General features: G+C 71.1%; 21 protein-coding genes and 1 pseudogene. 10 read left to right on the top strand and 12 right to left on the bottom strand.

All coding sequences use genetic code 11. From position 1 onward, the window contains the following. Nucleotides 1-64 precede the first annotated feature (64 nt). The gene (locus DRB96_RS11390) at nucleotides 65-715 is read right to left on the bottom strand and encodes an HAD-IB family phosphatase (RefSeq protein WP_112448339.1); all 651 of its coding nucleotides are present in this window, start codon (nucleotides 713-715) and stop codon (nucleotides 65-67) included. Nucleotides 716-837: 122 nt separating this feature from the next. On the opposite strand from DRB96_RS11390, the gene DRB96_RS11385 reads away from it, so the two are divergent. The 3 genes and pseudogenes from DRB96_RS11385 to DRB96_RS11375 all read left to right on the top strand — a co-directional run bounded on the left by DRB96_RS11385 (nucleotide 838) and on the right by DRB96_RS11375 (nucleotide 3474). Next, nucleotides 838-1740 carry a GNAT family N-acetyltransferase gene (locus DRB96_RS11385; RefSeq protein ID WP_112448338.1) on the top strand — a complete coding sequence of 301 codons (903 nt, stop codon included), beginning with the start codon at nucleotides 838-840 and terminating at the stop codon, nucleotides 1738-1740. A 17-nt stretch (nucleotides 1741-1757) separates the two neighbouring features. Beyond that, the gene (locus DRB96_RS11380; protein ID WP_112448337.1) at nucleotides 1758-2222 is read left to right on the top strand and encodes a GNAT family N-acetyltransferase; all 465 of its coding nucleotides are present in this window, start codon (nucleotides 1758-1760) and stop codon (nucleotides 2220-2222) included. Nucleotides 2223-2275: 53 nt separating this feature from the next. Further along, nucleotides 2276-3474: pseudogene (locus DRB96_RS11375) on the top strand (winged helix DNA-binding domain-containing protein). 39 nt (nucleotides 3475-3513) lie between these two features. On the opposite strand, the gene DRB96_RS11370 reads toward DRB96_RS11375, so the two are convergent. Next, entirely contained in the window at nucleotides 3514-4899 is a 1386-nt protein-coding gene (locus DRB96_RS11370; protein ID WP_112448336.1) for a serine hydrolase domain-containing protein, read from the bottom strand. 10 nt (nucleotides 4900-4909) lie between these two features. Further along, nucleotides 4910-6373, bottom strand: coding sequence for a replicative DNA helicase (gene dnaB / locus DRB96_RS11365; protein WP_112453339.1), 1464 nt, complete (start codon nucleotides 6371-6373; stop codon nucleotides 4910-4912). Between the two features lie 452 nt (nucleotides 6374-6825). On the opposite strand from dnaB, the gene DRB96_RS11355 reads away from it, so the two are divergent. Next, entirely contained in the window at nucleotides 6826-8163 is a 1338-nt protein-coding gene (locus DRB96_RS11355) for an MATE family efflux transporter (protein ID WP_112448335.1), read from the top strand. 138 nt (nucleotides 8164-8301) lie between these two features. On the opposite strand, the gene rplI is transcribed toward DRB96_RS11355, so the two are convergent. The 4 genes from rplI to rpsF form a co-directional block, all read right to left on the bottom strand. Continuing rightward, a complete protein-coding gene (gene rplI, locus DRB96_RS11350) occupies nucleotides 8302-8748 on the bottom strand; it encodes a 50S ribosomal protein L9 (protein WP_112448334.1) in 447 nt (148 codons plus the stop codon). Between the two features lie 18 nt (nucleotides 8749-8766). Continuing rightward, a complete protein-coding gene (rpsR, locus tag DRB96_RS11345) occupies nucleotides 8767-9003 on the bottom strand; it encodes a 30S ribosomal protein S18 (RefSeq protein WP_003956534.1) in 237 nt (78 codons plus the stop codon). Between the two features lie 43 nt (nucleotides 9004-9046). After that, entirely contained in the window at nucleotides 9047-9658 is a 612-nt protein-coding gene (locus DRB96_RS11340; protein ID WP_112448333.1) for a single-stranded DNA-binding protein, read from the bottom strand. Nucleotides 9659-9730: 72 nt separating this feature from the next. Continuing rightward, nucleotides 9731-10021, bottom strand: a complete 291-nt coding sequence (gene rpsF, locus DRB96_RS11335; RefSeq protein ID WP_004950685.1) for a 30S ribosomal protein S6 — start codon at nucleotides 10019-10021, stop codon at nucleotides 9731-9733. Between the two features lie 250 nt (nucleotides 10022-10271). On the opposite strand from rpsF, the gene DRB96_RS11330 reads away from it, so the two are divergent. The 3 genes from DRB96_RS11330 (at nucleotide 10272) to DRB96_RS11320 (ending at nucleotide 12930) form a co-directional block, all read left to right on the top strand. Next, nucleotides 10272-10586 carry a hypothetical protein gene (locus DRB96_RS11330; RefSeq protein WP_112448332.1) on the top strand — a complete coding sequence of 105 codons (315 nt, stop codon included), beginning with the start codon at nucleotides 10272-10274 and terminating at the stop codon, nucleotides 10584-10586. A gap of 129 nt (nucleotides 10587-10715) precedes the next feature. Further along, complete coding sequence (locus tag DRB96_RS11325; RefSeq protein ID WP_112448331.1) at nucleotides 10716-11834, top strand: peptidoglycan bridge formation glycyltransferase FemA/FemB family protein; 1119 nt, start codon at nucleotides 10716-10718, stop codon at nucleotides 11832-11834. 64 nt (nucleotides 11835-11898) lie between these two features. Further along, nucleotides 11899-12930, top strand: a complete 1032-nt coding sequence (locus DRB96_RS11320; RefSeq protein WP_112448330.1) for an alanine racemase — start codon at nucleotides 11899-11901, stop codon at nucleotides 12928-12930. A gap of 1 nt (nucleotide 12931) precedes the next feature. On the opposite strand, the gene DRB96_RS11315 is transcribed toward DRB96_RS11320, so the two are convergent. Continuing rightward, nucleotides 12932-14392, bottom strand: a complete 1461-nt coding sequence (locus DRB96_RS11315) for a glycosyltransferase 87 family protein (RefSeq protein WP_112448329.1) — start codon at nucleotides 14390-14392, stop codon at nucleotides 12932-12934. A gap of 169 nt (nucleotides 14393-14561) precedes the next feature. Between DRB96_RS11315 and DRB96_RS11310 the strand changes: the two genes are divergently transcribed. Together DRB96_RS11310 and DRB96_RS11300 are read left to right on the top strand one after the other, a co-directional pair. Further along, nucleotides 14562-14762 (top strand): hypothetical protein, encoded by a 201-nt coding sequence (locus DRB96_RS11310; RefSeq protein WP_112448328.1) that lies wholly within the window; start codon nucleotides 14562-14564, stop codon nucleotides 14760-14762. Nucleotides 14763-14909: 147 nt separating this feature from the next. Beyond that, nucleotides 14910-16448, top strand: a complete 1539-nt coding sequence (locus DRB96_RS11300; RefSeq protein ID WP_239517718.1) for an NAD(P)-dependent oxidoreductase — start codon at nucleotides 14910-14912, stop codon at nucleotides 16446-16448. A 51-nt stretch (nucleotides 16449-16499) separates the two neighbouring features. On the opposite strand, the gene DRB96_RS11295 is transcribed toward DRB96_RS11300, so the two are convergent. The 3 genes from DRB96_RS11295 to DRB96_RS11285 all read right to left on the bottom strand — a co-directional run bounded on the left by DRB96_RS11295 (nucleotide 16500) and on the right by DRB96_RS11285 (nucleotide 19822). Next, the gene (locus DRB96_RS11295; RefSeq protein ID WP_112448326.1) at nucleotides 16500-17411 is read right to left on the bottom strand and encodes a poly-gamma-glutamate hydrolase family protein; all 912 of its coding nucleotides are present in this window, start codon (nucleotides 17409-17411) and stop codon (nucleotides 16500-16502) included. 195 nt (nucleotides 17412-17606) lie between these two features. Further along, nucleotides 17607-18440, bottom strand: a complete 834-nt coding sequence (locus tag DRB96_RS11290; protein ID WP_112448325.1) for a PIG-L family deacetylase — start codon at nucleotides 18438-18440, stop codon at nucleotides 17607-17609. Nucleotides 18441-18691: 251 nt separating this feature from the next. Next, nucleotides 18692-19822 carry an NADH:flavin oxidoreductase gene (locus DRB96_RS11285; RefSeq protein WP_112448324.1) on the bottom strand — a complete coding sequence of 377 codons (1131 nt, stop codon included), beginning with the start codon at nucleotides 19820-19822 and terminating at the stop codon, nucleotides 18692-18694. A 194-nt stretch (nucleotides 19823-20016) separates the two neighbouring features. Between DRB96_RS11285 and DRB96_RS11280 the strand changes: the two genes are divergently transcribed. Then, nucleotides 20017-20523, top strand: coding sequence for a MarR family transcriptional regulator (locus tag DRB96_RS11280; RefSeq protein WP_239516911.1), 507 nt, complete (start codon nucleotides 20017-20019; stop codon nucleotides 20521-20523). A 60-nt stretch (nucleotides 20524-20583) separates the two neighbouring features. On the opposite strand, the gene DRB96_RS11275 is transcribed toward DRB96_RS11280, so the two are convergent. Further along, entirely contained in the window at nucleotides 20584-22647 is a 2064-nt protein-coding gene (locus DRB96_RS11275) for an NAD-binding lipoprotein (protein ID WP_112453338.1), read from the bottom strand. Nucleotides 22648-22658: the final 11 nt, after the last annotated feature.

Genomic DNA, 22658 nt, shown 5'->3' with positions numbered 1-22658 from the left:
TGCCAGCCCGCCCCAGAGCCTGCGGGGAAATGCGGGAAATCCGCGTTTCGAACCCACTTTCCCCTTAAGATGCCTCAACTCCCGTGCGTGACACCCAAGTCAGCTGGTATGCCTCCCGCAGGTCCCGCCCCTCGTAGACGTGCGTCGCGCGCTCCGCCAGGAACGGCCGGGCGTTCACCGCGACCGCGAGCGGCACGACGTCGAAGAGCGCCACATCGGTGCCGGAGTCCCCGTACGCGACACAGTCAGCCCGGCTCACCCCGAACCGCTCGCACAGCCGGTCGGCGATCATCACCTTGCGCTCGGGCGTCAGGATCCCCGCCACGTCCACGGGTCGCGTGAAGGGCACCTCGGGGAAGACCGAGCCGTGCGCGGCGTGCGCGCCCCACTCCAGCAGGAGCTCCACGAAGAAGGACGGCGACAGCGAGACCACCGCGCAGTAGTCCCCGCGCTCCCGGATCTCCTGCCAGACCTCCCTGATCCCGGTGAGCCAGGGCGCGCCGTCGAAGGCCGCCCGGACGTGCGCCGGAGTCAGCCCCGTCCAGAGCTCCCGGACCGCCAGCGCGAACTGGTGCGGGCTGGTCTCCTGTGCGGCGAAGCTCAGCTCGAGCGCGGCGATCTCGGCCGACAGCCCGAGCTGCCGGGAGATCTCGACCGGCGCCGACGTGCCGTGCATCAGGGTCCCGTCGAGGTCGAAGAGGTGCAGGAGGGTCATGGCCGTCGAGGTTAGTACCTCCGCCGCCCGCGATGTTTCACGTGAAACAGGGTCGATGTTTCACGTGAAACATCCACCAAATCCCCTGGACTGGGCCCCTGCCGATGAACCACGCTTGGTCCGTGACACCTCCACACCTGATCGACCTCCCGATCCGCGCACTGACCGTGGACGATCTCCGCCACTGCGCCGATCTCTCCGAAGACCGCGGCTGGCCCCGCGAGGACCACAAATGGGGGCTGCTGCTCACCGCCGGGCGCGGCTACGGCATCGACGCCCCCGACGGGCAGGGACTGGCCGCGGCCTGCGTGGTCACCCGGTACGGGCCTCCCCTGGCGGATCCCGAACTCGCCGCCATCGGCATGGTTCTCGTCGCCGACCGATACGCCCGCCAGGGCCTGGGCCGGCGCCTGATGACGTACATCTGCGACGACCTCCTCAAGGGCGTCCCCCTCACCCTGCACGCCACTCCCTACGGCCGCCCCCTCTACGAGGAGCTCGGCTTCGACACCACCGGCCGCGCCGAGATGCTCCGGGGGGTCTTCCGTCCCGAGTCGGACGCCGCCCCGGACGCGACGGGCACTACGGGCGCCGGTAGGGTCCGGCCGGCCACCGCCGAGGACATCCCGGCGATCCTCCGCCTGGACGCCGAGGTCTTCGGTGCCGACCGGACGCATCTGATCACCCGGCTGCCCGCCTTCACGGACCGGCTGTTCGTCTCCGAGGACTCCGCCGGCGAGCTGACCGGCTACGGCGCCCTCTGGCCCAACATGCAGACCCATGTCGTCGGACCGCTGGTCGCCCGGGACACCGCCGCGGCCCGGGCCCTGGTGACCGCACTCGCCGCGACCACCGAACGGCCCCTGCGCACCGATGTCGACGTCCGCCACGAGGAACTGCTCGACTGGCTCAAGGACCGGGGCCTGGACTCCGTCGCGTTCAACACCGTCATGACGCGGGACATCCCCGGCCTGCCCGGCGACTGGACCCGCCGCTGGGCCCCCCTCACCGTGGCCGCGGGCTGAGCGAGGAGCATCAGACCATGACCGACATCCCTTCCGGCCTGCTCATCCGTCCGGCCGTGGAGGCGGACCTGCCGGCGATCGTCGCCATGCTGGCCGACGACCCGCTCGGTGCCGCCCGGGAGTCCCCGGACGATCTCACCCCCTACGCGGAGGCGCTCAAACTGCTGGTGGACGACCCCCGCCAGCACGTGGTCGTCGCCGTCCGCGAGGGCCGCGTGGTCGGCACCCTCCAGCTGACGATCATCCCCGGACTTTCCCGCAAGGGGAGTACGCGTTCGATCATCGAGGGCGTACGCGTCCACGCCGACGAGCGCGGCAGCGGCCTCGGCACCCGGTTCGTCGAATGGGCGGTCGAGCGGTCCCGCGCGGAGGGCTGCACGCTCGTCCAGCTCACCTCCGACGTGACCCGCACCGACGCCCACCGCTTCTACGAGCGGCTCGGCTTCACCGCGTCCCACGTCGGGTTCAAACTCCAGCTCTGAGCGACCGGGTGTGGGCCGGGGCGCTGTCGGCGGCCCGGCCTACGATCGGGAGGATGAGCAGCCTTCCCCTCATCACCACCGCGGAGCGCCGCCACCGCCTCGGCCGACGGCACCGCCTCGCGCCCTCGGCCCGCGCCGCCGACGTGGCCCGGGCCGCGGACGCGGTGGTCGCCCTCCACGCCACCGATGCCTCGACCGTCTTCCTCTCGGCCCGCGCCCGGCTGGGCGAAAGCGATCCCCTCTCGATCGAGCGGGCGCTGTACGAGGAGGTGAGCCTCGTGCGGCTGCTCAGCATGCGCAACACCCTCTTCGCCGTCTCCACCGGCCTCGCCCCGTACGTCGACTCCTCCACGGCCCGGGCCATCGCCGCGAAGGAACGCCGCACCTCCTCAAGCAGCTCGCCGAGGACGGCCAGGGCTTCGACGCCGACTGGCTGGCCCGGGCCGAGAGCGCCGCGCTCGACGCACTCGACGCCCGCGGCCCCTCGACCGGCGGCCAGCTCTCGGCCGCCGTACCGGTCCTTCGGGAGAAGGTCACCATCAACCGGGGTCAGAAGTACGAGACGGAGAGGGGCGTCGCCACCCGCGTCATCCGCCTGCTGGCCGCGGACGGCCGGATCCGCCGGGACCGGCCCCGGGGGTCGTGGACCTCCAGCCAGTACCGCTGGGTGCACGCCGAGCCCTGGTCCGCCGTGCCCCCGGCCGAGGCCCGCGCCGAGGTCGCCCGCCGCTGGCTGCACGCCTACGGTCCGGCCACCGAGGCCGACCTCAAGTGGTGGACGGGCTGGACCCTCACCGACGTGCGCAAGGCACTCGCCTCGGTGGGCCCGGACGAGGTCCGGCTCGAGGACGGCACCACTGCGCTCGTCGGCCCCGGGGACACCGGGCCCGAACCCGCCCCGGAGCCCTGGGCGGCCCTGCTGCCCGCTCTCGACCCCAGTGCGATGGGGTGGGCGGACCGCGGCTTCCACCTCGATCCCGCCCACCGCCCGGCCCTCTTCGACTACGCCGGCAACATCGGCCCCACCGTGTGGTGGAACGGCGAGATCGTCGGCGGATGGGCCCAGCGCGCGGACGGCGCCATCGTCCACCGGCTGCTGGGCGATCCGGGCCGCGCCGCCGAGCGGGCGATCGCCGCCGAGGCCGCCCGGCTCGGCGCCTGGGTGGGGGAGGCCCGCGTCACCCCGCGCATGCGCACCCCGCTGGAACGCGAACTCGTGGCGTCGGAGGGGACGGGGGAGGCAGCGGGGTGAGGCGGGTGCGGTCCATCCGGGTGCGGTCCATCCGGGCCGTCAGCCGATGCCCCGCCAGCCCTGCGGGTCGACCCCGCCGGGCACCGGGGCACCGGGATCGTACGGCTCGCGCGTGAACACGAACGAGCCGAGGTCGAGATGGCTCACCGACCCGTCCGGCCGCCGCACGGCCCGCAGGCTCTCGCCCGCGTAGTAGCCGTTCAGGCCCGTCCAGCTGCCGTCCGGCTCCGGCCGGAAGCGGGCGGACCGGCCGTTCCCGCCCACCGGTCCCAGCTCCAGGAACCCCTCATAGGTCAGCCGCACGGCCTGGGCGGACGTACCCCAGTACCAGGGGCCGCACAGTTCCAGGGCGACCAGATCGGCCTCCCGCAGCGGCCGCCACGGCTCGGGCACGCGCGGCTCCGCCTCCGCGACGATCGCCACCAGATCGGCCGCGACCGTCGAGACCGGCACCCCCGAGGTGCAGTTGGCCAGCACCACCGCGGCCACGTCGTCCGCCTCGCTCAGCCACAGGACCGCGAGGAAGCCCGGCAGCGAGCCGGTGTGGCCGCTGAGGCGGCGCCCGCCGCTCTGCGCGAGCTGCAGCCCGAGTCCGTAGCCGAGCTCGGCCAGGCCCGGCTCCGGGGGAGTGGCCGATGTCCGCATCTCCCGCAGCGACTCGGCGCTCAGCACGCGCGCGTCGCCCCGTACCAGGAAAGCGGCGAACTTCGCCAGATCGCCGGTGGTGGACCACAACTGCCCGGCCGGGGCCATGAGTCCGAGGTCTTCCAGCGGCTCCGGCATCATCACGTCCGCCCACGGGTGCACCGCCCAGCCGCCCGCGTGCGGGGACACCGGCTGCGCCGTCGTGCGCTCCATCCCCAGCGGTTCCAGCACCTCGGCCCGGAGCGCCTCTTCCCACGGCTTGCCGCGCAGGGCTTCCACGAGCGAACCCAGGAGCGTGTAACCGGGGTTGGAGTAGTGGTGGCGCAGCCCGGGCTCGAAGCGGAAGGGCTGCTCGCCCAGGACGTCGGAGAGCTCCGGGCGCAGTGTGCCGGCGGTCCGCTCCCACCACTCGCCGGGCGACTCGGCGGCCAACCCGCTCGTATGGCTGAGCAGTTGGCCCACGGTCACCTCGCCGACGCCCGTTCCGGGAAGGAACTTCTCCACCGGGTCGCCGAGCCGGAGCAGCCCCTCGTCCCGCAGCCGCATCACCAGAACGGCGGTGAACGTCTTGGTGATCGACCCGATCCGGTACTGCACGTTCCCGTCGGGCCCGTGCCCCTCGACCATGGTTCGGGAGCCCTCCCAGACCACCTCTCCGCCCCGCACCACGGCCGCCACCAGGGACGGAGCCCGGCCGTCGCGCTGTGCGACCGCGATCCGGTGGGCGAGGGCCCGCCGGGTCGCGGGAAGGAGGACAAGATCTTCTGATGTGGCATCCATACAGCGGATGCTACGTGTTGGCCATGTCCACGAAGCGGGAATAGTGGCCCTGGAAGGCCACCGTGATCGTTGCCGTCGGGCCGTTTCGGTGCTTCGCGACGATCAGGTCCGCCTCGCCCGCGCGCGGGGACTCCTTCTCGTACGCGTCCTCGCGGTGCAGCAGGATCACCATGTCGGCGTCCTGCTCGATCGAGCCGGACTCACGCAGGTCGGAGACCATCGGCTTCTTGTCGGTGCGCTGCTCGGGCCCACGGTTCAGCTGGGACAGCGCGATCACCGGGACCTCCAGCTCCTTCGCCAGGAGCTTCAGGTTTCGCGACATGTCCGAGACCTCCTGCTGACGGCTCTCGGGCCGGCGCGAGCCGCCCGACTGCATCAGCTGGAGATAGTCGATGACGACGAGCGAGAGGTCGTTGCGCTGCTTGAGGCGGCGGCACTTCGCGCGGATCTCCATCATCGACAGGTTCGGCGAGTCGTCGATGTAGAGCGGGGCCGCGGAGACGTCGGGCATCCGGCGGGCCAGCCGGGTCCAGTCGTCGTCCGTCATCGTGCCGGAGCGCATGTGGTGCAGCGCGACGCGGGCCTCTGCCGAGAGCAGGCGCATCGCGATCTCGTTGCGCCCCATTTCGAGGGAGAAGATGACGCTGGGCAGGTTGGCCTTGATGGAGCAGGCGCGCGCGAAGTCCAGCGCGAGCGTGGACTTGCCCATCGCGGGACGGGCGGCGATGACGATCATCTGACCCGGGTGCAGGCCGTTGGTCAGCGAGTCCAGGTCCGTGAAGCCGGTCGGGACGCCCGACATCTGTCCGCTGCGCGATCCGATCGCCTCGATCTCGTCGAGGGCGCCTTCCATGATGTCGCCGAGCGGCAGGTAGTCCTCGGAGGTCCGCTGCTCGGTGACGGCGTAGATCTCTGCCTGTGCGCTGTTGACGATCTCGTCGACGTCCCCGTCGGCGGCGTAGCCCATCTGTGTGATCTTCGTACCCGCGGCGACCAAGCGGCGCAGGACCGCCCGCTCGTGGACGATCTCCGCGTAGTACTCGGCGTTCGCCGCCGTCGGGACGGACTGGACCAGGGTGTGCAGGTACGGGGCCCCGCCGACCTTGCTGATCTCCCCGCGCCGGGTCAGCTCGGCGCTGACGGTGATCGGGTCGGCAGGCTCGCCCTTGGCGTACAGGTCGAGGATGGCCTGGTAGATCGTCTCGTGCGACGGGCGGTAGAAGTCGTGCCCCTTGAGCACCTCGACCACGTCGGCGATGGCGTCCTTGGACAGCAGCATGCCGCCCAGGACGGACTGCTCGGCATCGAGGTCCTGGGGCGGGACGCGCTCGAAGCCTCCGCCGCCGCCGTCCCAGGATCCCCCCTCGCGGCCTCGGTCCTGCTGTTCGTCCCCGCGGCCGCGGCCTTCGCCACCGCGGCGCGAGCGGGCGGGCAGACGGTCTCCTGGACCGCTGTCGGCCCAAGGGTCGTCCATGGGCTCGGGCATGCTCACCGGGCCGCCTCCTCCCGTCCGCTGCGCGGACCTCGCCGTGTCACTCTTTCTACGACACGGCTCTGACATTTGGGGCACCCGGATCGGCTTTCGGCGAGTCGGGCAACGAACCACGGTAGAGCCGGGAGCGACGTCAGCCAATCTTGTTATCCACAGGCTGTGTGGATGAGGTGTGGATGACGGCGCCAATGCTGTGGGTAAGTCCCCGGAAGCTGTGTACGGACCGGGGGACGACGCTGTGGACAAAATCACCCGACCCCACCCGTCACCCCACTTGACCTGCAAGTTCTCCCTCAGGAGAGCGGGCGGCAGAAAATTCTTCGCCACTGTCTCAAGATCGCCTCCAATGAGGTGGGACGAACGCGCGAATCAGCGCGTCGGTAAGGATCCAAAAGGCCTTGTGTCTATTACCTGTGGAAGATTAGATTGAGCACATGAGACAGGCCACCGCAGCACCGAAGGCTGCCCCGAGACAACACGACCGCGAGATCTTCGCGCTCGCGCTCCCCGCCTTCGGCGCACTCGTCGCCGAACCCCTCTTCGTGATGGCCGACAGCGCCATCGTGGGGCACCTCGGCACACCCCAGCTGGCCGGTCTCGGCATCGCCGCGGCGCTGCTCGCCACCGGCGTGAGCGTCTTCATCTTCCTCGCCTACGCCACCACCGCGGCCGTGTCCCGCCGCGTCGGCGCGGGCGACCTCCAGGCAGCCATCCGGCAGGGCATGGACGGCATCTGGCTCGCCCTGCTCCTCGGCGCGGCCGTCATCGTCCTCCTGCTGCCCACGTCACCCTCCCTGGTCTCCCTCTTCGGAGCCTCCGACGCGGTGGCCCAGTACGCGGTCACCTATCTGCGGATCTCCGCCCTCGGCATCCCGGCGATGCTCGTGGTGCTGGCCGCCACCGGAGTCATCCGCGGCCTCCAGGACACCCGGACCCCGCTCTACGTCGCGATCGGCGGCTTCGCCCTCAACGGGGTACTGAACGTCGCACTCGTCTACGGCGCCGACCTCGGCATCGCCGGCTCCGCCTGGGGCACGGTGATCGCACAGTGCGCCATGGCCGCCGCCTACCTCTTCGTGGTCGTCCGCGGCGCCCGCCGGCACGGCGCCTCCCTGCGCCCCGACGCCGCGGGCATCCGGGCCTGCGCACAGGCCGGCGCACCCCTGCTGATCCGTACGCTGTCCCTGCGCGGCGTCCTGATGATCGCGACCGGCGTGGCCGCCCGCCTCGGGGACGCCGACATCGCCGCCCACCAGATCCTGCTCTCGCTGTGGAGCCTGCTGGCCTTCGCCCTGGACGCCATCGCCATCGCCGGGCAGGCCATCATCGGCCGCTACCTCGGCGCGGGGGACACGGAGGGCGCCAGGGCCGTCTGCCGGCGCATGGTGCAGTGGGGGGTCGTCTCCGGCATCGTCCTGGGCGTCCTGGTGATCATCGCCCGCCCCGTCTTCATCCCGCTCTTCACGAGCGACCCGGCGGTCGAGAGCGCCCTGCTGCCGGCCCTGCTCGTGGTGGCCGTCTCCCAGCCCGTCTCCGGCATCGTCTTCATCCTCGACGGCGTCTTGATGGGCGCCGGCGACGGGCCCTACCTGGCCTGGGCCATGCTGGTGACTCTCGCCGTCTTCGCCCCGGCCGCACTGCTCGTACCGGCCATGGGAGGCGGCCTGACGGCCCTCTGGTGCGCCATGACGCTGATGATGCTGGTCCGGATGGTCACCCTCCAGCTGCGCGCCCGCTCGGGCCGCTGGCTGATCGCAGGGGCGACCCGGTAGACCACCCCTCGGGAGCACGGAGGGGCCAGGGCCGGTGTTTCACGTGAAACAGAGTGCTGTTTCACGTGAAACACCGGCCGCGCCGGGAACGATGAAGGGCCGCACCCCCACAGGGGTGCGGCCCTTCATGCGCAGCCCTTAGGCGGCGACGACCTCGATGCCCACGTTCGCGGCCACGTCGGCGTGCAGACGCACGGAGACCTGGTACGAACCGAGGGTCTTGATCGGGGAGCCCAGCTCGACGCGGCGCTTGTCGACCTTCGGGCCACCGGACGCCTCGATCGCCGTGGCGATGTCAGAGGGAGTCACGGAACCGAAGAGACGACCGGCGTCACCCGCGCGGGTGGCCAGACGGACCTTGACGGACTCGAGCTTGGCCTTGAACTCGTTGGCCTGCTCGATCGTCGCGATCTCGTGGATCTTGCGGGCGCGGCGGATCTGCGCCACGTCCTTCTCGCCACCCTTGGTCCAGCGGATCGCGAAACCACGCGGGACCAGGTAGTTGCGAGCGTAGCCGTCCTTGACGTCGACGACATCGCCGGCGGTGCCGAGGCCAGTGACCTCGTGGGTCAGGATGATCTTCATTATTCGGTCACCCTTTCCTTATCGCGCGGTGGACGTGTAGGGCAGCAGTGCCATCTCACGGCTGTTCTTGACTGCCGTGGCGACGTCACGCTGGTGCTGCGTGCAGTTGCCGGTGACGCGGCGGGCACGGATCTTGCCACGGTCGGAAATGAACTTCCGCAGCATGTTCGTGTCCTTGTAGTCCACGTACACGGTCTTGTCCTTGCAGAACGCGCAGACCTTCTTCTTAGGCTTGCGCACAGGCGGCTTCGCCATTGTGTCTCTCCTGTGAAATCAAGAAGTGGGGGTGCGAGCTGCCCTAGAAGGGCGGCTCGTCCGAGTAGCCACCGCCGGAGCCGCCGGAGCCGCCGGAGCTTCCGCCCCAACCGCCACCGCCGCCACCCTGCTGCTGGCCGCCGGCCGGCGCACTGGACGACCACGGGTCGTCGGAGGGAGCTCCGCCGCCCTGGGGAGCGGCGCCACCCGGGGCTCCGCCCCAGTTGCCACCGCCGCCGCCCTGCTGCTGACCGCCGCCACCGCCGCCGTATCCGCCCTGACCACCGCGACCAGTGGTCTTGGTGACCTTGGACGTGGCGTTCTTCAAGCTGGGGCCGACTTCCTCGACGTCCAGCTCGTAGACCGTGCGCTTGACACCCTCACGGTCTTCGTAGGACCGCTGCTTCAGCCGGCCCTGCACGATGACGCGCATGCCCCGCTGAAGGGACTCGGCGACGTTTTCAGCCGCCTGACGCCAGACCGAGCAGGTCAGGAACAGGCTTTCGCCGTCCTTCCACTCATTGGTCTGCTTGTCGAAGGTGCGGGGAGTGGACGCGACACGGAACTTCGCGACCGCCGCACCCGAGGGGGTGAAGCGCAGCTCGGGGTCGTCGACGAGATTGCCGACGACCGTGATGACGGTCTCGCCTGCCATGGATGAACCTCTCGGCGGGGATTGCTGCTGGGCTGCTGTGCTACTCGGTCCCGATTACCGCTGAACCGAAGTTCAGTGGGTCTCGGGGCGGAGGACCTTGGTCCGGAGAACCGACTCGTTCAGGTTCATCTGTCGGTCAAGCTCCTTGACGACCGCAGGCTCGGCCTGGAGGTCGATGACCGAGTAGATGCCCTCGGGCTTCTTCTTGATCTCGTAAGCGAGACGACGACGGCCCCAGGTGTCGACCTTCTCGACCTTTCCGTTGCCCTCACGGACGACAGAAAGGAAGTTCTCGATCAGCGGGGAGACAGCGCGCTCCTCGAGATCGGGGTCGAGGATGACCATCACTTCGTAGTGACGCATGTGGAACCCACCTCCTTTGGACTCAGCGGCCACGGTCGTTCCGTGGCAGGAGGGTCGTGATGCGTGCGCACGGCATCTGCAGAGCAGACACCGCGCAGCTGTACAGACTACCTCCTCGACTCCTTCCGGTTGAAATCCGGCGCCAGGAGGCCACAATCTGTATGCATCGGGTGTGCTCGGTGCTAGGCCCCCGGCTCCTGCCGGAGGCGGACCGCAGCACCGCTCTGCTGCAGCCAGGAGGTGCCTTCCGATGGCACAGGCAATGCGACGCCAGTCCTCCATCTCGCTCTTCGCGACCGACGGCAAGCCCCATCCGCTCCAGGACACCCTGGTGGCGGTCACCCTGATCCTCGGCGCCGTGGCGTTCGTCACCGCGTTCTTCCACAACCTCCACCTGCTCAGCTCCTGGACCGGACTGATCGGGATCCTCACCGGCGCCTACGGACAGTTCATCTCCGCGACGACACGCGAGCGCTTCGCGTTGATCATCGGCCTCGGCGCCTCGGGCTTCGGCTTCTTCCTGGGCATGGCCCACGGCGGTCTCTTCGGCGGCTGGCTGGGCTGACCGGGTGCCTCCGCGACGGGGCGCCGGCCTCCACCGGCCCAGGCCCGGCCTGTCCCCCAGATGGGTGGCGCCCCTGTCGCAGTAGGCTTCGCGCCATAGCCAGCGAAGCCGCCGGAGGAGACGCCCCGCATGAGCCTGTCCCTGAGGACCATCAGCCGAGAGCAGCATCTGGGCTATCTCCAGAGCCTGCCCTCGGCGAGCCACTGCCAGGTCCCGGCGTGGGCCGACGTGAAGAACGAGTGGCGTTCGGAGAACCTCGGATGGTTCGACGACTCCGGTGAACTCGTCGGCGCGGCCCTCGTGTTGTACCGCCAGCTGCCCAAGGTGAAGCGGTACCTCGCGTACCTCCCCGAGGGCCCGGTCATCAACTGGTACGCCCCCAATCTCGACGAGTGGCTCCAGCCGATGCTGGCGCACCTCAAGCAGCAGGGCGCCTTCACCGTGAAGATGGGCCCGCCGGTCGTCATCCGGCGCTGGAACTCCACCGCCATCAAGGCCGGAATCCAGGACCCCGAGGTCAAGCGCCTGCGCGACGTGGAGGCTTCGCACATCGAGCCCCGCGCCTTCGAGGTCTCCGACAAACTGCGCCGCATGGGCTGGCAGCAGGCCGAGGACGGGGGCGCCGGCTTCGGCGACGTGCAGCCCCGCTACGTCTTCCAGGTCCCGCTGGCCAACCGCTCGCTGGACGACGTCCTCAAGGGCTTCAACCAGCTGTGGCGCCGCAACATCAAGAAGGCCGAGAAGGCCGGCGTCGAGGTCGTCCAGGGCGGCTACGAGGACCTGCCGGTCTGGCAGCAGCTGTACGAGATCACGGCCGAACGCGACAAGTTCCGCCCGCGCCCGCTCAGCTACTTCCAGCGCCAGTGGACGGCCCTCAACTCCGAGGACCCCAACCGGATGCGGCTGTACATCGCCAAGCACGAGGGGGAGCCGCTGGCCGCCGCCACGATGCTCACCGTCGGCCAGCACGTCTGGTACTCCTACGGCGCCTCCGCCAACCACAAGCGCGAGGTCCGCCCCTCGAACGCGATGCAGTGGCGCATGCTGCGCGATTCCTACGCGCTCGGCGCAAGCGTCTACGACCTGCGCGGCATCAGTGACACCCTGGACGAGAACGACCACCTGTTCGGGCTGATCCAGTTCAAGGTCGGCACGGGCGGCGAGGCCGTCGAGTACGTGGGCGAGTGGGACTTCCCGCTCAACAAGCTGCTGCACAAGGCGCTCGACATGTATATGTCGCGCCGCTGATCCCCCTTCCCCACACACCGCACCGCTGCACCACGCAGCTTTTCGAGAGAGGTTCCGGACGGGCATGGCGCTCACGCTCTACGTCGACACCGCGCGCTGGCGTGCGCACCAGAAGCAGATCCAGGACCAGTTCCCCGGGATGATCCCGGTCTGCAAGGGCAACGGCTACGGCTTCGGCCACGAGCGCCTCTGCGAGGAGGCCACCCGGATGGGCGCCGACGTCCTGGCCGTCGGAACGACGTACGAGGCCGCCAGCATCAAGGACCACTTCGGCGGCGACCTGCTCGTCCTCACCCCGTTCCGGCGCGGTGAGGAGCCGGTGCCGCTGCCGGACCGGGTCATCCGCTCGGTGTCCTCGGTGGACGGGGTCCGCGGCCTGGTCGGCGCCCGCGTGGTCATCGAGTGCATGAGCTCGATGCGCCGCCACGGCATCTCCGAGCAGGACCTCGGCCAGCTGCACGCGGCGATCGAGGACGTCCGGCTGGAGGGCTTCGCCCTCCACCTGCCGCTGGACCGCCCGGACGGCTCCGACGCCGTCGAGGAGGTCATCGGCTGGATGGACCGGCTCCGCGCGGCCCGGCTGCCGCTGCACACCATGTTCGTCAGCCACCTCAAGGCCGAGGAGCTGGCGCGGCTTCGGCAGCAGTTCCCCCAGACCCGCTTCCGGGCCCGCATCGGCACCCGGCTGTGGCTGGGCGACCACGACGCGACCGAGTACCGCGGCGCCGTCCTCGACGTCACCCGCGTCGCCAAGGGCGACCGCTTCGGCTACCGCCAGCAGAAGGCCGCCTCCGACGGCTGGCTCGTCGTCGTCGCCGGCGGCACCTCGCACGGGGTCGGGCTGGAGGCGCCCAAGGCGCTGCACGGGGTGATGCCGCGGGCCAAGGGCGTCGCCCGGGCCGGGCTGGCCACGGTCAACCGCAACCTGTCGCCCTTCGTGTGGGCGGGCAAGCAGCGCTGGTTCGCCGAGCCCCCGCACATGCAGGTGTCGATCCTCTTCGTGCCCTCGGACTCTCCCGAGCCCAAGGTCGGCGACGAGCTGGTGGCGCACCTGCGCCACACCACCACGCAGTTCGACCGGGCGCTCGACGCCTGAGTCAGTCCCTGGGGGCCGCGCCCCAGTCGACCCGCTGTCCCTCCGAAGGCGCCGTCTCCCACGGCGCCTTCGGCGTCTGCGCCAGCGTGAAGACGTCCTCGGCGCCGTCCAGGACGCCGCCCGAGGGGTCGTCGGAGCCGTCGCGCCGCACCACGTCCCGCTCGGGCAGCAGGATGTCGCGCACGACGACGGCGCACAGGTAGAGCGTGCACAGCAGGTGGGCGGTGATCGCCAGCTGGTAGCCCTCCAGGGGCAGGCCCTGGTGCTTGTCCCCGCTGGTCGTGTAGGCGAGGTAGAACCAGATCCCCAGGAAGTAGGCGACCTCACCGGCCTGCCAGATCAGGAAGTCCCGCCAGCGCGGCCGGGCCAGCGCCGCGAGCGGGATGAGCCAGAGCACGTACTGGGGCGAGTAGACCTTGTTGACCAGGATGAAGGCGGCCACCAGCAGGAAGGCCAGCTGCGCGAACCGGGGGCGGCGCGGCGCCATCAGGGCGAGCGCCGCGATGCCGGCGCACAGCAGCAGCGTCAGGCCCGTCGCGTAGGTGTTGGCGCCCTCCAGCGGATTGCCGGAGCGCTGGGAGATCAGCAGCCACACGGAGCCGAAGTCGATCGGCCGCTCCTGGCTGAAGGTGTAGAACTTCTGCCAGCCCTCCCAGGCGAAGAGCATGACCGGCAGGTTCACCACGAGCCAGGAGGCGGCGGCGCCACCGACCGCCGCGCCGAACGCACGCCACTTCCCGGCCCGCCAGCAGAGCACGAACACGGCTCCGAGCAGCAGTACGGGGTAGAGCTTGGCCGCGGTGGCCAGCCCGATCAGGATGCCGAAGGCGAGCGGCCGGCTCCGCGACCACATGAGCATGGCGGCCGCCGTCAGTGCGATGGCCAGCAGGTCCCAGTTGATGGTCGCGGTGAGCGCGAAGGCGGGCGCGAGGGCGAAGAGCAGCGCGTCCCACGGCCGGCGGCGGTGGGTGCGGGCGACGCACACGGCGATCACGACGGCGCAGACCATCAGCATGCCCGCGTTGACCATCCAGTACATCTGCTCCCGGTGCTGCATGGAGCCGCTGCCGGGGGTCATCCAGGAGGCGATCTCCATGAAGAGCCCGGTGAGCACCGGGTACTCCAGGAACTGCATGTCGCCGGGGATGCGGTCGAAGTACGGCGTGAGGCCGTCGGCGAAGCCGCGTACGACGTAGAGGTGCGGGATGTCCGAGTAGCAGGCGTGGGTGTACTGGGAGCCGGCCCCGCGGAACCACGCCCAGTCGTAGCACGGCAGCTTCTGCACCATGCCGAGCGCGAACATCCCCAGGGCGACGAGCACCACGACGCGCACCGGGGTCAGCCACTGGCCTCCCAGCCGCGCGTGGCGGCCCAGTGGGCCGCCGATGAGCTCGCTCCCGGCGGCCGCCACCTCGTCCTGCTGGGTGGGCAGTACGGGGCTGTCCTCGTGCACCTTCGTCATGCGCACATCCTGCCGTACCGCGCCGGACATGCGAGAGGGCCGTCGCACCAAGTGCGACGGCCCTGCGCGTCCGTGGCGTGGGGCGGCCGGTCAGCCGCCCGTGGAGCCCCCTATCGGGAAGCCTCCGCTGCCGCCGCTGTTCGTCGCCCCACCGGGTCTGCCCGGTGTTTTGCTGGGTGAGGGGGACGTCGACGTGGAGGCGCCGGGGCTCGGTTCGTCCGGGTCGCAGATCTCCCACGGCCGGCAGGAGGGCTTGCCGCCCTTCGACGGGGACGGGGAGGCCGGGGACCCGGAGCAGTCCGCGGCCGCGGGGGGCCAGGTCGTACAGGCCGGCCTGGGATTCGTCGTCGGTTCGGTCGAGGAGGCCTGAGTCGACGAGCCTGACGGGCCGGGGGTGGAGCTGGCCGTCGGGGAGCCAGGGCAGGGCGCTCTTGATCTCCCGGTAGCGCATCGGCTTCTCGGACATGGTCAGCAGCACCCAGATGTTCCATCGCGGGGCCAGCATCTGCAGGCTGCCGTGTTCGGGGTCAGCGCCTGCATCGCCGCACTCGGCGTCGTGGTGCCCGTGCTCTTCGTCCCCCCCGGCGCGGACCCGGGCCATGACAACCACCCGGCCGCGCAAGCCTTGCGCGCCCACCCGCAGGTCGCCGACGCCACGGTGCGCCGGCCCGCCCAGGGTCCGCCCGTCGCCTACGCCGTCCTGCACGACAGCCTCGGCCCGTCCGGCCAAGAGCTGATGGGCCTGCTGCGCCGCTCGCTCGCACCCGAGGCCGTACCCGCCACCGTCACGCTGCTCGACGCGCTGCCGCGCACCGCCGCCGGACCGCCCGACCACGCCCGGCTGCCCGGACCGTCCACGCCGAGCACCCCGACCGGCCCCCGGGCCGAAGCGGTGATGGAGTCCTTCACCGCGCTGCTGGGTCTCCCCTCGTCGCCCGACGACGACTTCTTCGCCCTCGGCGGCCACTCCCTGAAAGCCGTGCAGCTGGCCGAGCGACTGCGTGCGGAGCTCGGGCTGCCGCTCACGGGCCTCGACGTGCTCCAGGCCCGCACGCCCCGCGCGCTGACCGCCCTCCTCGACGAACGGGCGGCGCGGCAGAGCGCCGCGAAGGCCGCGAGCAAATCGGCCCCCCGCTCCCGGGACATCCGCCCGGGCACGGTCCTGGTCACCGGCGCGACGGGCGGCGTGGGCGCTTTCGTCGTCCGCGAACTGGCCGCGCAGGGCCGCCCCGTGCTGGCGCTGGCCCGGCCCGAGTCCGCCCATCTGATCGCCACCGAGGGCGTCGACGTCATCGAGGGCGACCTCTCGGACCTGGCCGGGCTCCGCAACGCCGTCGCGCAAGCCGACGCGGTCGTCCACGCCGCCTGCACCTTCACCCGGCACGACGTGGACCTGGCGGCGATGGAGACGATGGTCGACGCCTGGCGGCGCGGACCGTTCGTCTTCGTCAGCAGCGTCGACGCCTACGGGCACCCCGATACGGACCGGGTTGCCGAGGAATCGCCGCCCCACGCCCCCGTCAGCCCGTACGGGAGGGCCAAGCTCGACTGCGAGGCCCTGCTGCTGCGGGCCGCGGGCACCGAGGGACGCGGGGGAGCGAGCGCCGTACGGTCACCGATCGTCTGGGGCGCGCACGACCGACTGCGCGAACAGCTGCGCTGGGGCGCCATCGGCACGCTCTACCAGGCCGCCCGCGAGGGCCGGCCGATCGAACTGCCGCGGCCCGGCACCGGGGGACACCCCTGGTACGGAGTGGCCTGGGTGCACGCGGCCGCCCTGGCCCGTGCGGTGGCCGAGTGCCTGGACCGCCCCGTGCACGGAGTCGCCAACGCGGCCGGCGGGCACGTCTCGTGGCACGACCTGGCCCACGACCTCACGGAACTGCACGGCACCCGTTCGGACTTCAGCGAGACCGGCACGACGCCCCGGGACCTGGATCACCGCTGGCACTACGACAGCACACGACTGGCCCGTCCTCTGCGGGCACGGCAGGGAGAGGACAGGCGGACCGTACTGGCAGAGATGATCGCCGGCATGACACCCGGCACCGACTGACACGCCAACTGACACGCCAGGTGCATCCGTAGATCATTCTGGCGTGATCGGTCAGCGGGCGAGGCCGCGCTCGTTCTCGTCGACCGCCTTGCGTACGGCGTCGACGAAGCCGTTCCAGAAGTGGGCCGCGTGCGGGGCGGTGGTGGAGGCCACGCCATAACTGGCACGCCGATCGGAGCCGCCCGTGAAGGTGCCGAACATCGCTTCGCGCAGCTTGGTGGAGATCTCCAGCTGGGCGCCGGCTCCGGTGCGGGTGCGGTTGACGATGTTCGCCACGTCGTCGCCGTTCAGGGACGTGTTGGCGCCGGTGAGGATCACGGTCACGTTCAGCGCGGGGTCGCTGTGGCCGGTGGTGAAACCGTGCTGGGCGAAGGCAGCGGCCAGGTTGCGCTTCAGCCGCTGGTCGCGGCCGCCGATGAGGATCTGCTTGGCGGTCGGGGCGTCGTCCGGTGTGAAGCCGTGCAGGGAGACGGCGTACAGATTGCTGCCGCAGACGGCGAGGGCGGCCGGGTCGTCGCAGAGGGTGGAAGTGACGTGCTGCGCCGACGAGTTGGCCAGCGCCTCGAACATCCAGTAGTCGCGCTGCGGTACTCCCGCCACCGCCGCGGCCGCCGGATCGGTGTTGGCGTCGAAGGGCTTGTAGCCGGCGACGGCCAGGCACAGCTCGCTCGTGCCCGCCTCGATGCCACCGCCGTGCGGCGCGATGATCGCCGTGCTGCTCACCGGGATGCTCGTGTTGCGGGTGTTGTCGGTGAGCTGAACCGGGGCGCCGCAGCGGAAGCGGCGCATCCAGTCGCTGCCCTCCTTGTCGGCGGTACGGGTGTACAGCCCGGTGTTGGTCTCGGGGTCGGTCGCGGCGGCGGCAGGGGTGGCGCCGGTGCCCACAACGGCGTTGAGCGTGGGCAGTCCCGCGGCAACGGCGGCGACGGAGGCGAGGAGGGTGCGTCGGCTGGTGTTCTTCATGGGAGTGAGTTTGTCCGCGCTCGGGTCGCCGATTCCGGGTACCCCTGAGGCGTCTTAGGGGTGGACAGTCGCGGTATCGGGTGTTCGGTGCGCGCGATGTGGAGGAGGGCTGCGGTCTGGGCTCGAGCGCCCGGGCAGGTCCGCCGTCGTCGCAACCGCGTGCGACGGCGGACCTGCCCCCGCCGGACGAACCGATCAGCGCAGTCCGGCGAAGAGGTCGTTCTCGGGTACGGCCGCGCCGGTGGCGTCCTTGACCCGTACGAAGGTCTCCATGCCCATCAACTGGCCGAACCTCTCCTTGCCCATCTTGAGGAAGAAGATGTTCTCGCCCTGACTGGAGTGCGCGGCCAACGCCTCGAACTTCTGATCGCTGAACGCGGTGGCGTCCACCCACGTGGTGATCTCGTCGTCGGGGAGGCCGATCTCCGCGAGCGCGGCGGTCTCGGCAGGGTCCGGCTCCGGCATGTCCTCGTGAAACTCGTGCATGATCTCGCCGAACCGCTGCATCGTCGAGCGCGGCATCGTCGTCCAGTACACCTTCGGCGTCAGCGCGGTCATCTCCAGCGCCGCCATCGTGATGCGGTGGGCCTGGATGTGGTCGGGGTGGCCGTAGAAGCCGTTCTCGTCGTAAGTGACGACCACATCGGGCCGGTAGTGCAGCATGAGTTCCGCGAGTCGGGCCGCGCCTTCCTGTACGGGGGTCTGCCAGAAGGATCCGGGGGCGTCGTTGCTCGGCCAGCCCACCATCCCGGAGTCGGCATAGTCCAACGTCTCCAGATCGCTGATCTTCAGGACGTCACAGCTCGCCTCGAGTTCTCGACGGCGCACCAGGGCGACGGCCGCCGGATCGTGCCCGGGATCGCCCGGCTTGGCGCCCTCCGCTCCGTCACCGCAACCGCCGTCGGTACACGTCACGAGAACCGTGCGGATGCCTTCCGCCGCGTACCGCGCGAGGACCCCGCCCGTTCCGGTGGCCTCGTCGTCGGGATGGGCGTGTACAGCCATGAGCGTCAAGGGCCGGTCAGTCATGCAGTCCTCCTGCGGAAATACATCTTGGTCCGAGTGCGCGGCGGGTGTACCGCGACCCCGGGCCCGGATCCTGGCGGGGCGGACGACCTCGTGGTCTCCGTGTTCCCCGCCCGTACGGCGCCGGTCCCTCAGTCGATGCAACCGTGCAGGCCGCACCGGCTGTTCCCGGCGCGGCCGCCCGGTCCTCCGGGCGTCCTCGGACCGGCAGCCGGCAGCCGGCCGCCGAACGGCTTCCGGCTGCCGGTCACCGGTTACCGGCTGAGCGACCTGAGCGACACCGCGTCGTACGGCTTCAGCTCGTCGAAGCGGTTCCCGAGGACCTTCGCGGCCCACTGCGGGTCCTGGAGCAGCGCCCGGCCGACGGCGACCATGTCGAACTCATCGCGTTCCATGCGGTCCAGGAGGTTGTCGATGTCGCCGAGCGCCGCGCCCTCACCGGCGAAGGCGCGGATGAAGTCGCCGTCGAGGCCGACCGAACCGACGGTGATGGTCGGCCGGCCGGTGAGCTTCTTGGTCCAGCCCGCCAGGTTCAGGTCCGAGCCCTCGAACTCCGGGAGCCAGTAGCGCCTGGTGGAGGCGTGGAACGCGTCGACGCCCGCTGCCGCCAGCGGGGCGAGGATCGCCTCCAGCTCCTCCGGGGTCTGCGCGAGCCGTGCGTCGTAGGCCTCCTGCTTCCACTGCGAGTAGCGGAAGATCACCGGGAAATCGGCCGGGACGCGCTCGCGGACCGCGGCCACGATCTCCGCGGCGAACTTCGTACGGGCCACCGCGTCGCCGCCGTAGGCGTCGGTGCGGCGGTTGGTCCGCTCCCACAGGAACTGGTCGAGCAGGTAGCCGTGGGCGCCGTGCAGCTCGACGCCGTCGAAACCGATCCGCTCGGCCTCCGCGGCGGCGTCGGCGAACGCGCCGATGACGTCGTCGAGGTCGGTGCGGGTCATCGCCCTGCCGGTCCCCTCGGTGCCGTCGACGCGGATGCCGGAGGGACCGACGGCGGGGGCGTCGGCATACGGTGCCTCGCCCTGCTTGCGCACCATGCCTATGTGCCACAGCTGGGGCACGATCGTGCCGCCGGCCTCGTGCACGGCCGCGGCGACCTTCGCCCACCCCGCCAGCTGCTCCTCGCCGTGGAACCGCGGCACCCGGTCGCTCTGCCCGGCGGAGTCGTGACCGATGTAGGTGCCCTCGGTGACGATCAAGCCCACGCCCGCGGCGGCCCGGCTGGCGTAGTACGCCTGCACGTCCTCGCCGGGCACGCCGTCGGGGGAGAACATCCGGGTCATCGGCGCCATCGCGATGCGATTGGGGACGGTCAGGCCGTTCAGTTTGACGGGCCGGGACAGGATCTCGGCCGCGCGGGAGGAAGTGGACGTGGTGACGGTCATGCGGATCCTCCGGGTTGAGGCTGTGGCTCGTCGGGTGACGACGAGAAGTGCATAGTACACATGTTATGTATCATGCATATTGCAGCGTCCGGCCGTCGTGGGGCGCCGCCCGCAGGCCGAGCCGTGCAGGGGTCCGCGATAATGGAGCGTCGAAAGGAGCGGGAGGCGAAGTGCTGGAGAAACTGGAGCGGGAGATGATGCTGCTCTCGCGGCACCAGGTGCTGGCCCGGCGCGAGCGCGACCCCGAACGCCTGGAGCGCTCGGCGTACCTGCTGCTCAGCCGGATCGACACACAAGGCCCCATGTCCATCGGACAGTTGGCGGAGGCCTTCGGGCTCGACACCTCGACCGTGAACCGCCAGACGGCCGCGCTGCTGCGCTGCGGACTGGCCGAGCGCGTCGCGGACCCGGACGGCGGCATGGCCCGCAAGCTGCACATCACCGTGGAAGGCGGGCGCCGGCTCGCCGACGACCGTGAGGTCAACCGGTCCTGCCTGGCCCGGGTGGTCGCCGACTGGTCACCTGAGGACGTACGGGAGCTGGAGGACGTCCTGGTCCGCCTCAACCGCAGCGCGGAGGCCCTCGAAGGACGGTACTGGCCGCGCACGGAGGAAGGCGACGCCCGCGCCGCATGCCACCTGCCGGTCCCGCACGCATCCCCGCCCCCCGCTCCGCAGGCACCCGCGGCTCCCGCGCCGTAGGGCCGCCCGGGGCCCGCCGTGTGAAACGCACGGTATGGCCAGTGCTCGGCCGCCCGGGTCCTACCCGGCCGAGACCGGTCGTGAACGGTTGGGCGCGGGGTCGCTGCGCCCGGCGGGGTCGGCCGACACCACGATCACCTCGTCCTTGGAGTTCCAACGGTGGCGTGCGGCCTTGTGCGGGTTGAGCCGGAGGCCGTGATCCGGCGACAGGGCACGGCGCTCGTGCAGCCGGTACCCGATGGCGCATTCCCCGCGTGCGCGGGCCGCGGCGACGACGGTGGCGAAGCTCGCCTCGCTGCCCGGGCGTACGTAAGTCCCCGCCGGGCACAGTCGCACCGTGCTGCCGTCGGCGGAGAACAGCTCGTTGAACACGGGTGCGAGGTGTCGGTTCTGGGTGATCTGCGCCATGAGCAGTCCGGTCAGGTTGCCGCTGACGATGACGTCGGAGCCGGGTTCGACCGGCGCCAGGGGACGGTTGCGGTCGTCTGTGAGTTCGGCGACCACGCGCAGCTCCCGGGCGGTGCTCTCTTCCAGAAGGCGCAGCCCCAGCAGGGTGACGAGCGTCCAGTCGTCGGGACGGTCGGGGCCCGCGCCCGGTTCGGGGCCGAGGACGACCAGTCCGTCGTACCGGGAGAGGTCGAGACCCAGCAGGGTCTCGGGGTGCGACAGGGGCGCGGATCGGAAGCACACGGCGAGTGGAGGCGGAGCCGGCGCATCCGCCTCCGGGCCGTGGCTCGGCCCCGACATCGGCTCGCGCCCCGGCTCCCACGTGGGCTCCTGCCCCGGCTCGTGTTGTGGCCCGGGATCCGTCGCCGGGAGCGGCTCCGCCGCCCGGGGTCCGGGCACGGCGAGGTCCGTGACCACGTCGAGCACGGAACCTGGCCGGGCCGTCCGGCGGAGCTGTCCGACCACGAGGGGTGCCCGGCGGTTCCACCCGAGCAGGAGCAGCCGCGAGGCCTTCTCGGGCGGGGGCGCGGCCGTACTGACCGCCGATGGATCGACGAGGTGCTCGCAGTCCTCCGGCCGCGCCGAGTCCTCGTCGCGGGACAGGACGATCAAGTGGCTGCCCGGTTCGACGAGGGTGTCGGCCGGCGGGTTCAGCACCGTACGGGCGTCCGCGGTGAGCAGCCCGATGACGCAGGAGTCCGCGTAGCCCAGCAGCGCCGCGCCGAAGGGACCGCCTTGGAAGGGGGTCGCGTCGACGACATGGAACTCGGATCCGGCGAAGTCGAGCAGGTCCCGAAGGACGAGGGAGAGGCCGGGGCGGCCCACGCACTGGGCGATCAGCCGGGCCGTGACGGTGTCGGTCCGCAGGACCGTACCGCGCGGGCCGGCGGCGAGCCGCGCCGGTGCGTGGTACCTGTCTTCGCGCACCGCGGCCAGCACCGGCGGCCCGTCCGCGCCCGTACCGAGAACCGCTCGCAGCGCCAGCAGGATCCGCAGAACCTCCGCGTCGGCGCCCGGTTCGCCCGAGGACAGCACCAGGACCGTGCTCGCCGTCTGCGGGCTGACCAGGGTGAGCACACCGGGATCACTCGCGGGCCCGCTCCGGCAGATGACAGGGGTACGTCCGCTGCCCGGGCCCGTACGCGCGGCGAGCGCGCGCTCCATCTCGGTCTTGTCCCGGTCAGCGAGCAGCACGATGGCCCTCGGCCGGTCCGGGGCCTGAGCGGCGGCCAGCTCGCTCACCACCGTGCCCGCCTGGTCCGACCAGCCGAGCACCACGATGTGCCCTTGTTCCAGGACGGTCGACCGCCCCCGGCTCAGCTCGGCCATCCGGTCGGCCAGTCCCGTGGTGATCACCCCGACCAGCGTCGACACGCACAGCAGGGCCACCAGCCCGAGCAGTGCCGCGAGCGTCATGCGCAGCGGTGTTCCGGTCACGGCGCCCAAGCGCAGCGTCTCGGCGCTGGTCCGCCAGGCGGCCGTCAGCCGGCCCGACAGTGAGCGCGGGGACCCGGGGTCCGTCCACACGAGCAGGGTGCTCACGGGGACGACGACGGCCAGGCAGGTGATCACCAGCCAGCCCATCAGGGTTCCGGTGCTGCGGGCCAGCGTCCGGTCGAACCGGTAGCCGGCCCGCTCCCGCAGCGAAGCCCGCCGCCGCCCCTCGGGTCGTCCCACGTCCATCCGGC

It is taken from the genome of Streptomyces sp. ICC1 (assembly GCF_003287935.1).
Classification (GTDB): Bacteria; Actinomycetota; Actinomycetes; order Streptomycetales; family Streptomycetaceae; genus Streptomyces; species Streptomyces tritrimontium.
Note: the sequence above shows the minus strand (reverse complement) of the source record. Positions and strands in the feature narration are given on the sequence as shown.

Coding starts and splice junctions, on each gene's coding strand:
- DRB96_RS11390 (WP_112448339.1), bottom strand. CDS start 715: ATGACCCTCCTGCACCTCTTCGACCTCGACGGGACCCTGATGCACGGC.
- DRB96_RS11380 (WP_112448337.1), top strand. CDS start 1,758: ATGACCGACATCCCTTCCGGCCTGCTCATCCGTCCGGCCGTGGAGGCG.
- DRB96_RS11370 (WP_112448336.1), bottom strand. CDS start 4,899: ATGGATGCCACATCAGAAGATCTTGTCCTCCTTCCCGCGACCCGGCGG.
- dnaB (WP_112453339.1), bottom strand. CDS start 6,373: ATGGACGACCCTTGGGCCGACAGCGGTCCAGGAGACCGTCTGCCCGCC.
- DRB96_RS11355 (WP_112448335.1), top strand. CDS start 6,826: ATGAGACAGGCCACCGCAGCACCGAAGGCTGCCCCGAGACAACACGAC.
- rplI (WP_112448334.1), bottom strand. CDS start 8,748: ATGAAGATCATCCTGACCCACGAGGTCACTGGCCTCGGCACCGCCGGC.
- rpsR (WP_003956534.1), bottom strand. CDS start 9,003: ATGGCGAAGCCGCCTGTGCGCAAGCCTAAGAAGAAGGTCTGCGCGTTC.
- DRB96_RS11340 (WP_112448333.1), bottom strand. CDS start 9,658: ATGGCAGGCGAGACCGTCATCACGGTCGTCGGCAATCTCGTCGACGAC.
- rpsF (WP_004950685.1), bottom strand. CDS start 10,021: ATGCGTCACTACGAAGTGATGGTCATCCTCGACCCCGATCTCGAGGAG.
- DRB96_RS11330 (WP_112448332.1), top strand. CDS start 10,272: ATGGCACAGGCAATGCGACGCCAGTCCTCCATCTCGCTCTTCGCGACC.
- DRB96_RS11325 (WP_112448331.1), top strand. CDS start 10,716: ATGAGCCTGTCCCTGAGGACCATCAGCCGAGAGCAGCATCTGGGCTAT.
- DRB96_RS11320 (WP_112448330.1), top strand. CDS start 11,899: ATGGCGCTCACGCTCTACGTCGACACCGCGCGCTGGCGTGCGCACCAG.
- DRB96_RS11315 (WP_112448329.1), bottom strand. CDS start 14,392: ATGACGAAGGTGCACGAGGACAGCCCCGTACTGCCCACCCAGCAGGAC.
- DRB96_RS11295 (WP_112448326.1), bottom strand. CDS start 17,411: ATGAAGAACACCAGCCGACGCACCCTCCTCGCCTCCGTCGCCGCCGTT.
- DRB96_RS11290 (WP_112448325.1), bottom strand. CDS start 18,440: ATGACTGACCGGCCCTTGACGCTCATGGCTGTACACGCCCATCCCGAC.
- DRB96_RS11285 (WP_112448324.1), bottom strand. CDS start 19,822: ATGACCGTCACCACGTCCACTTCCTCCCGCGCGGCCGAGATCCTGTCC.
- DRB96_RS11280 (WP_239516911.1), top strand. CDS start 20,017: ATGATGCTGCTCTCGCGGCACCAGGTGCTGGCCCGGCGCGAGCGCGAC.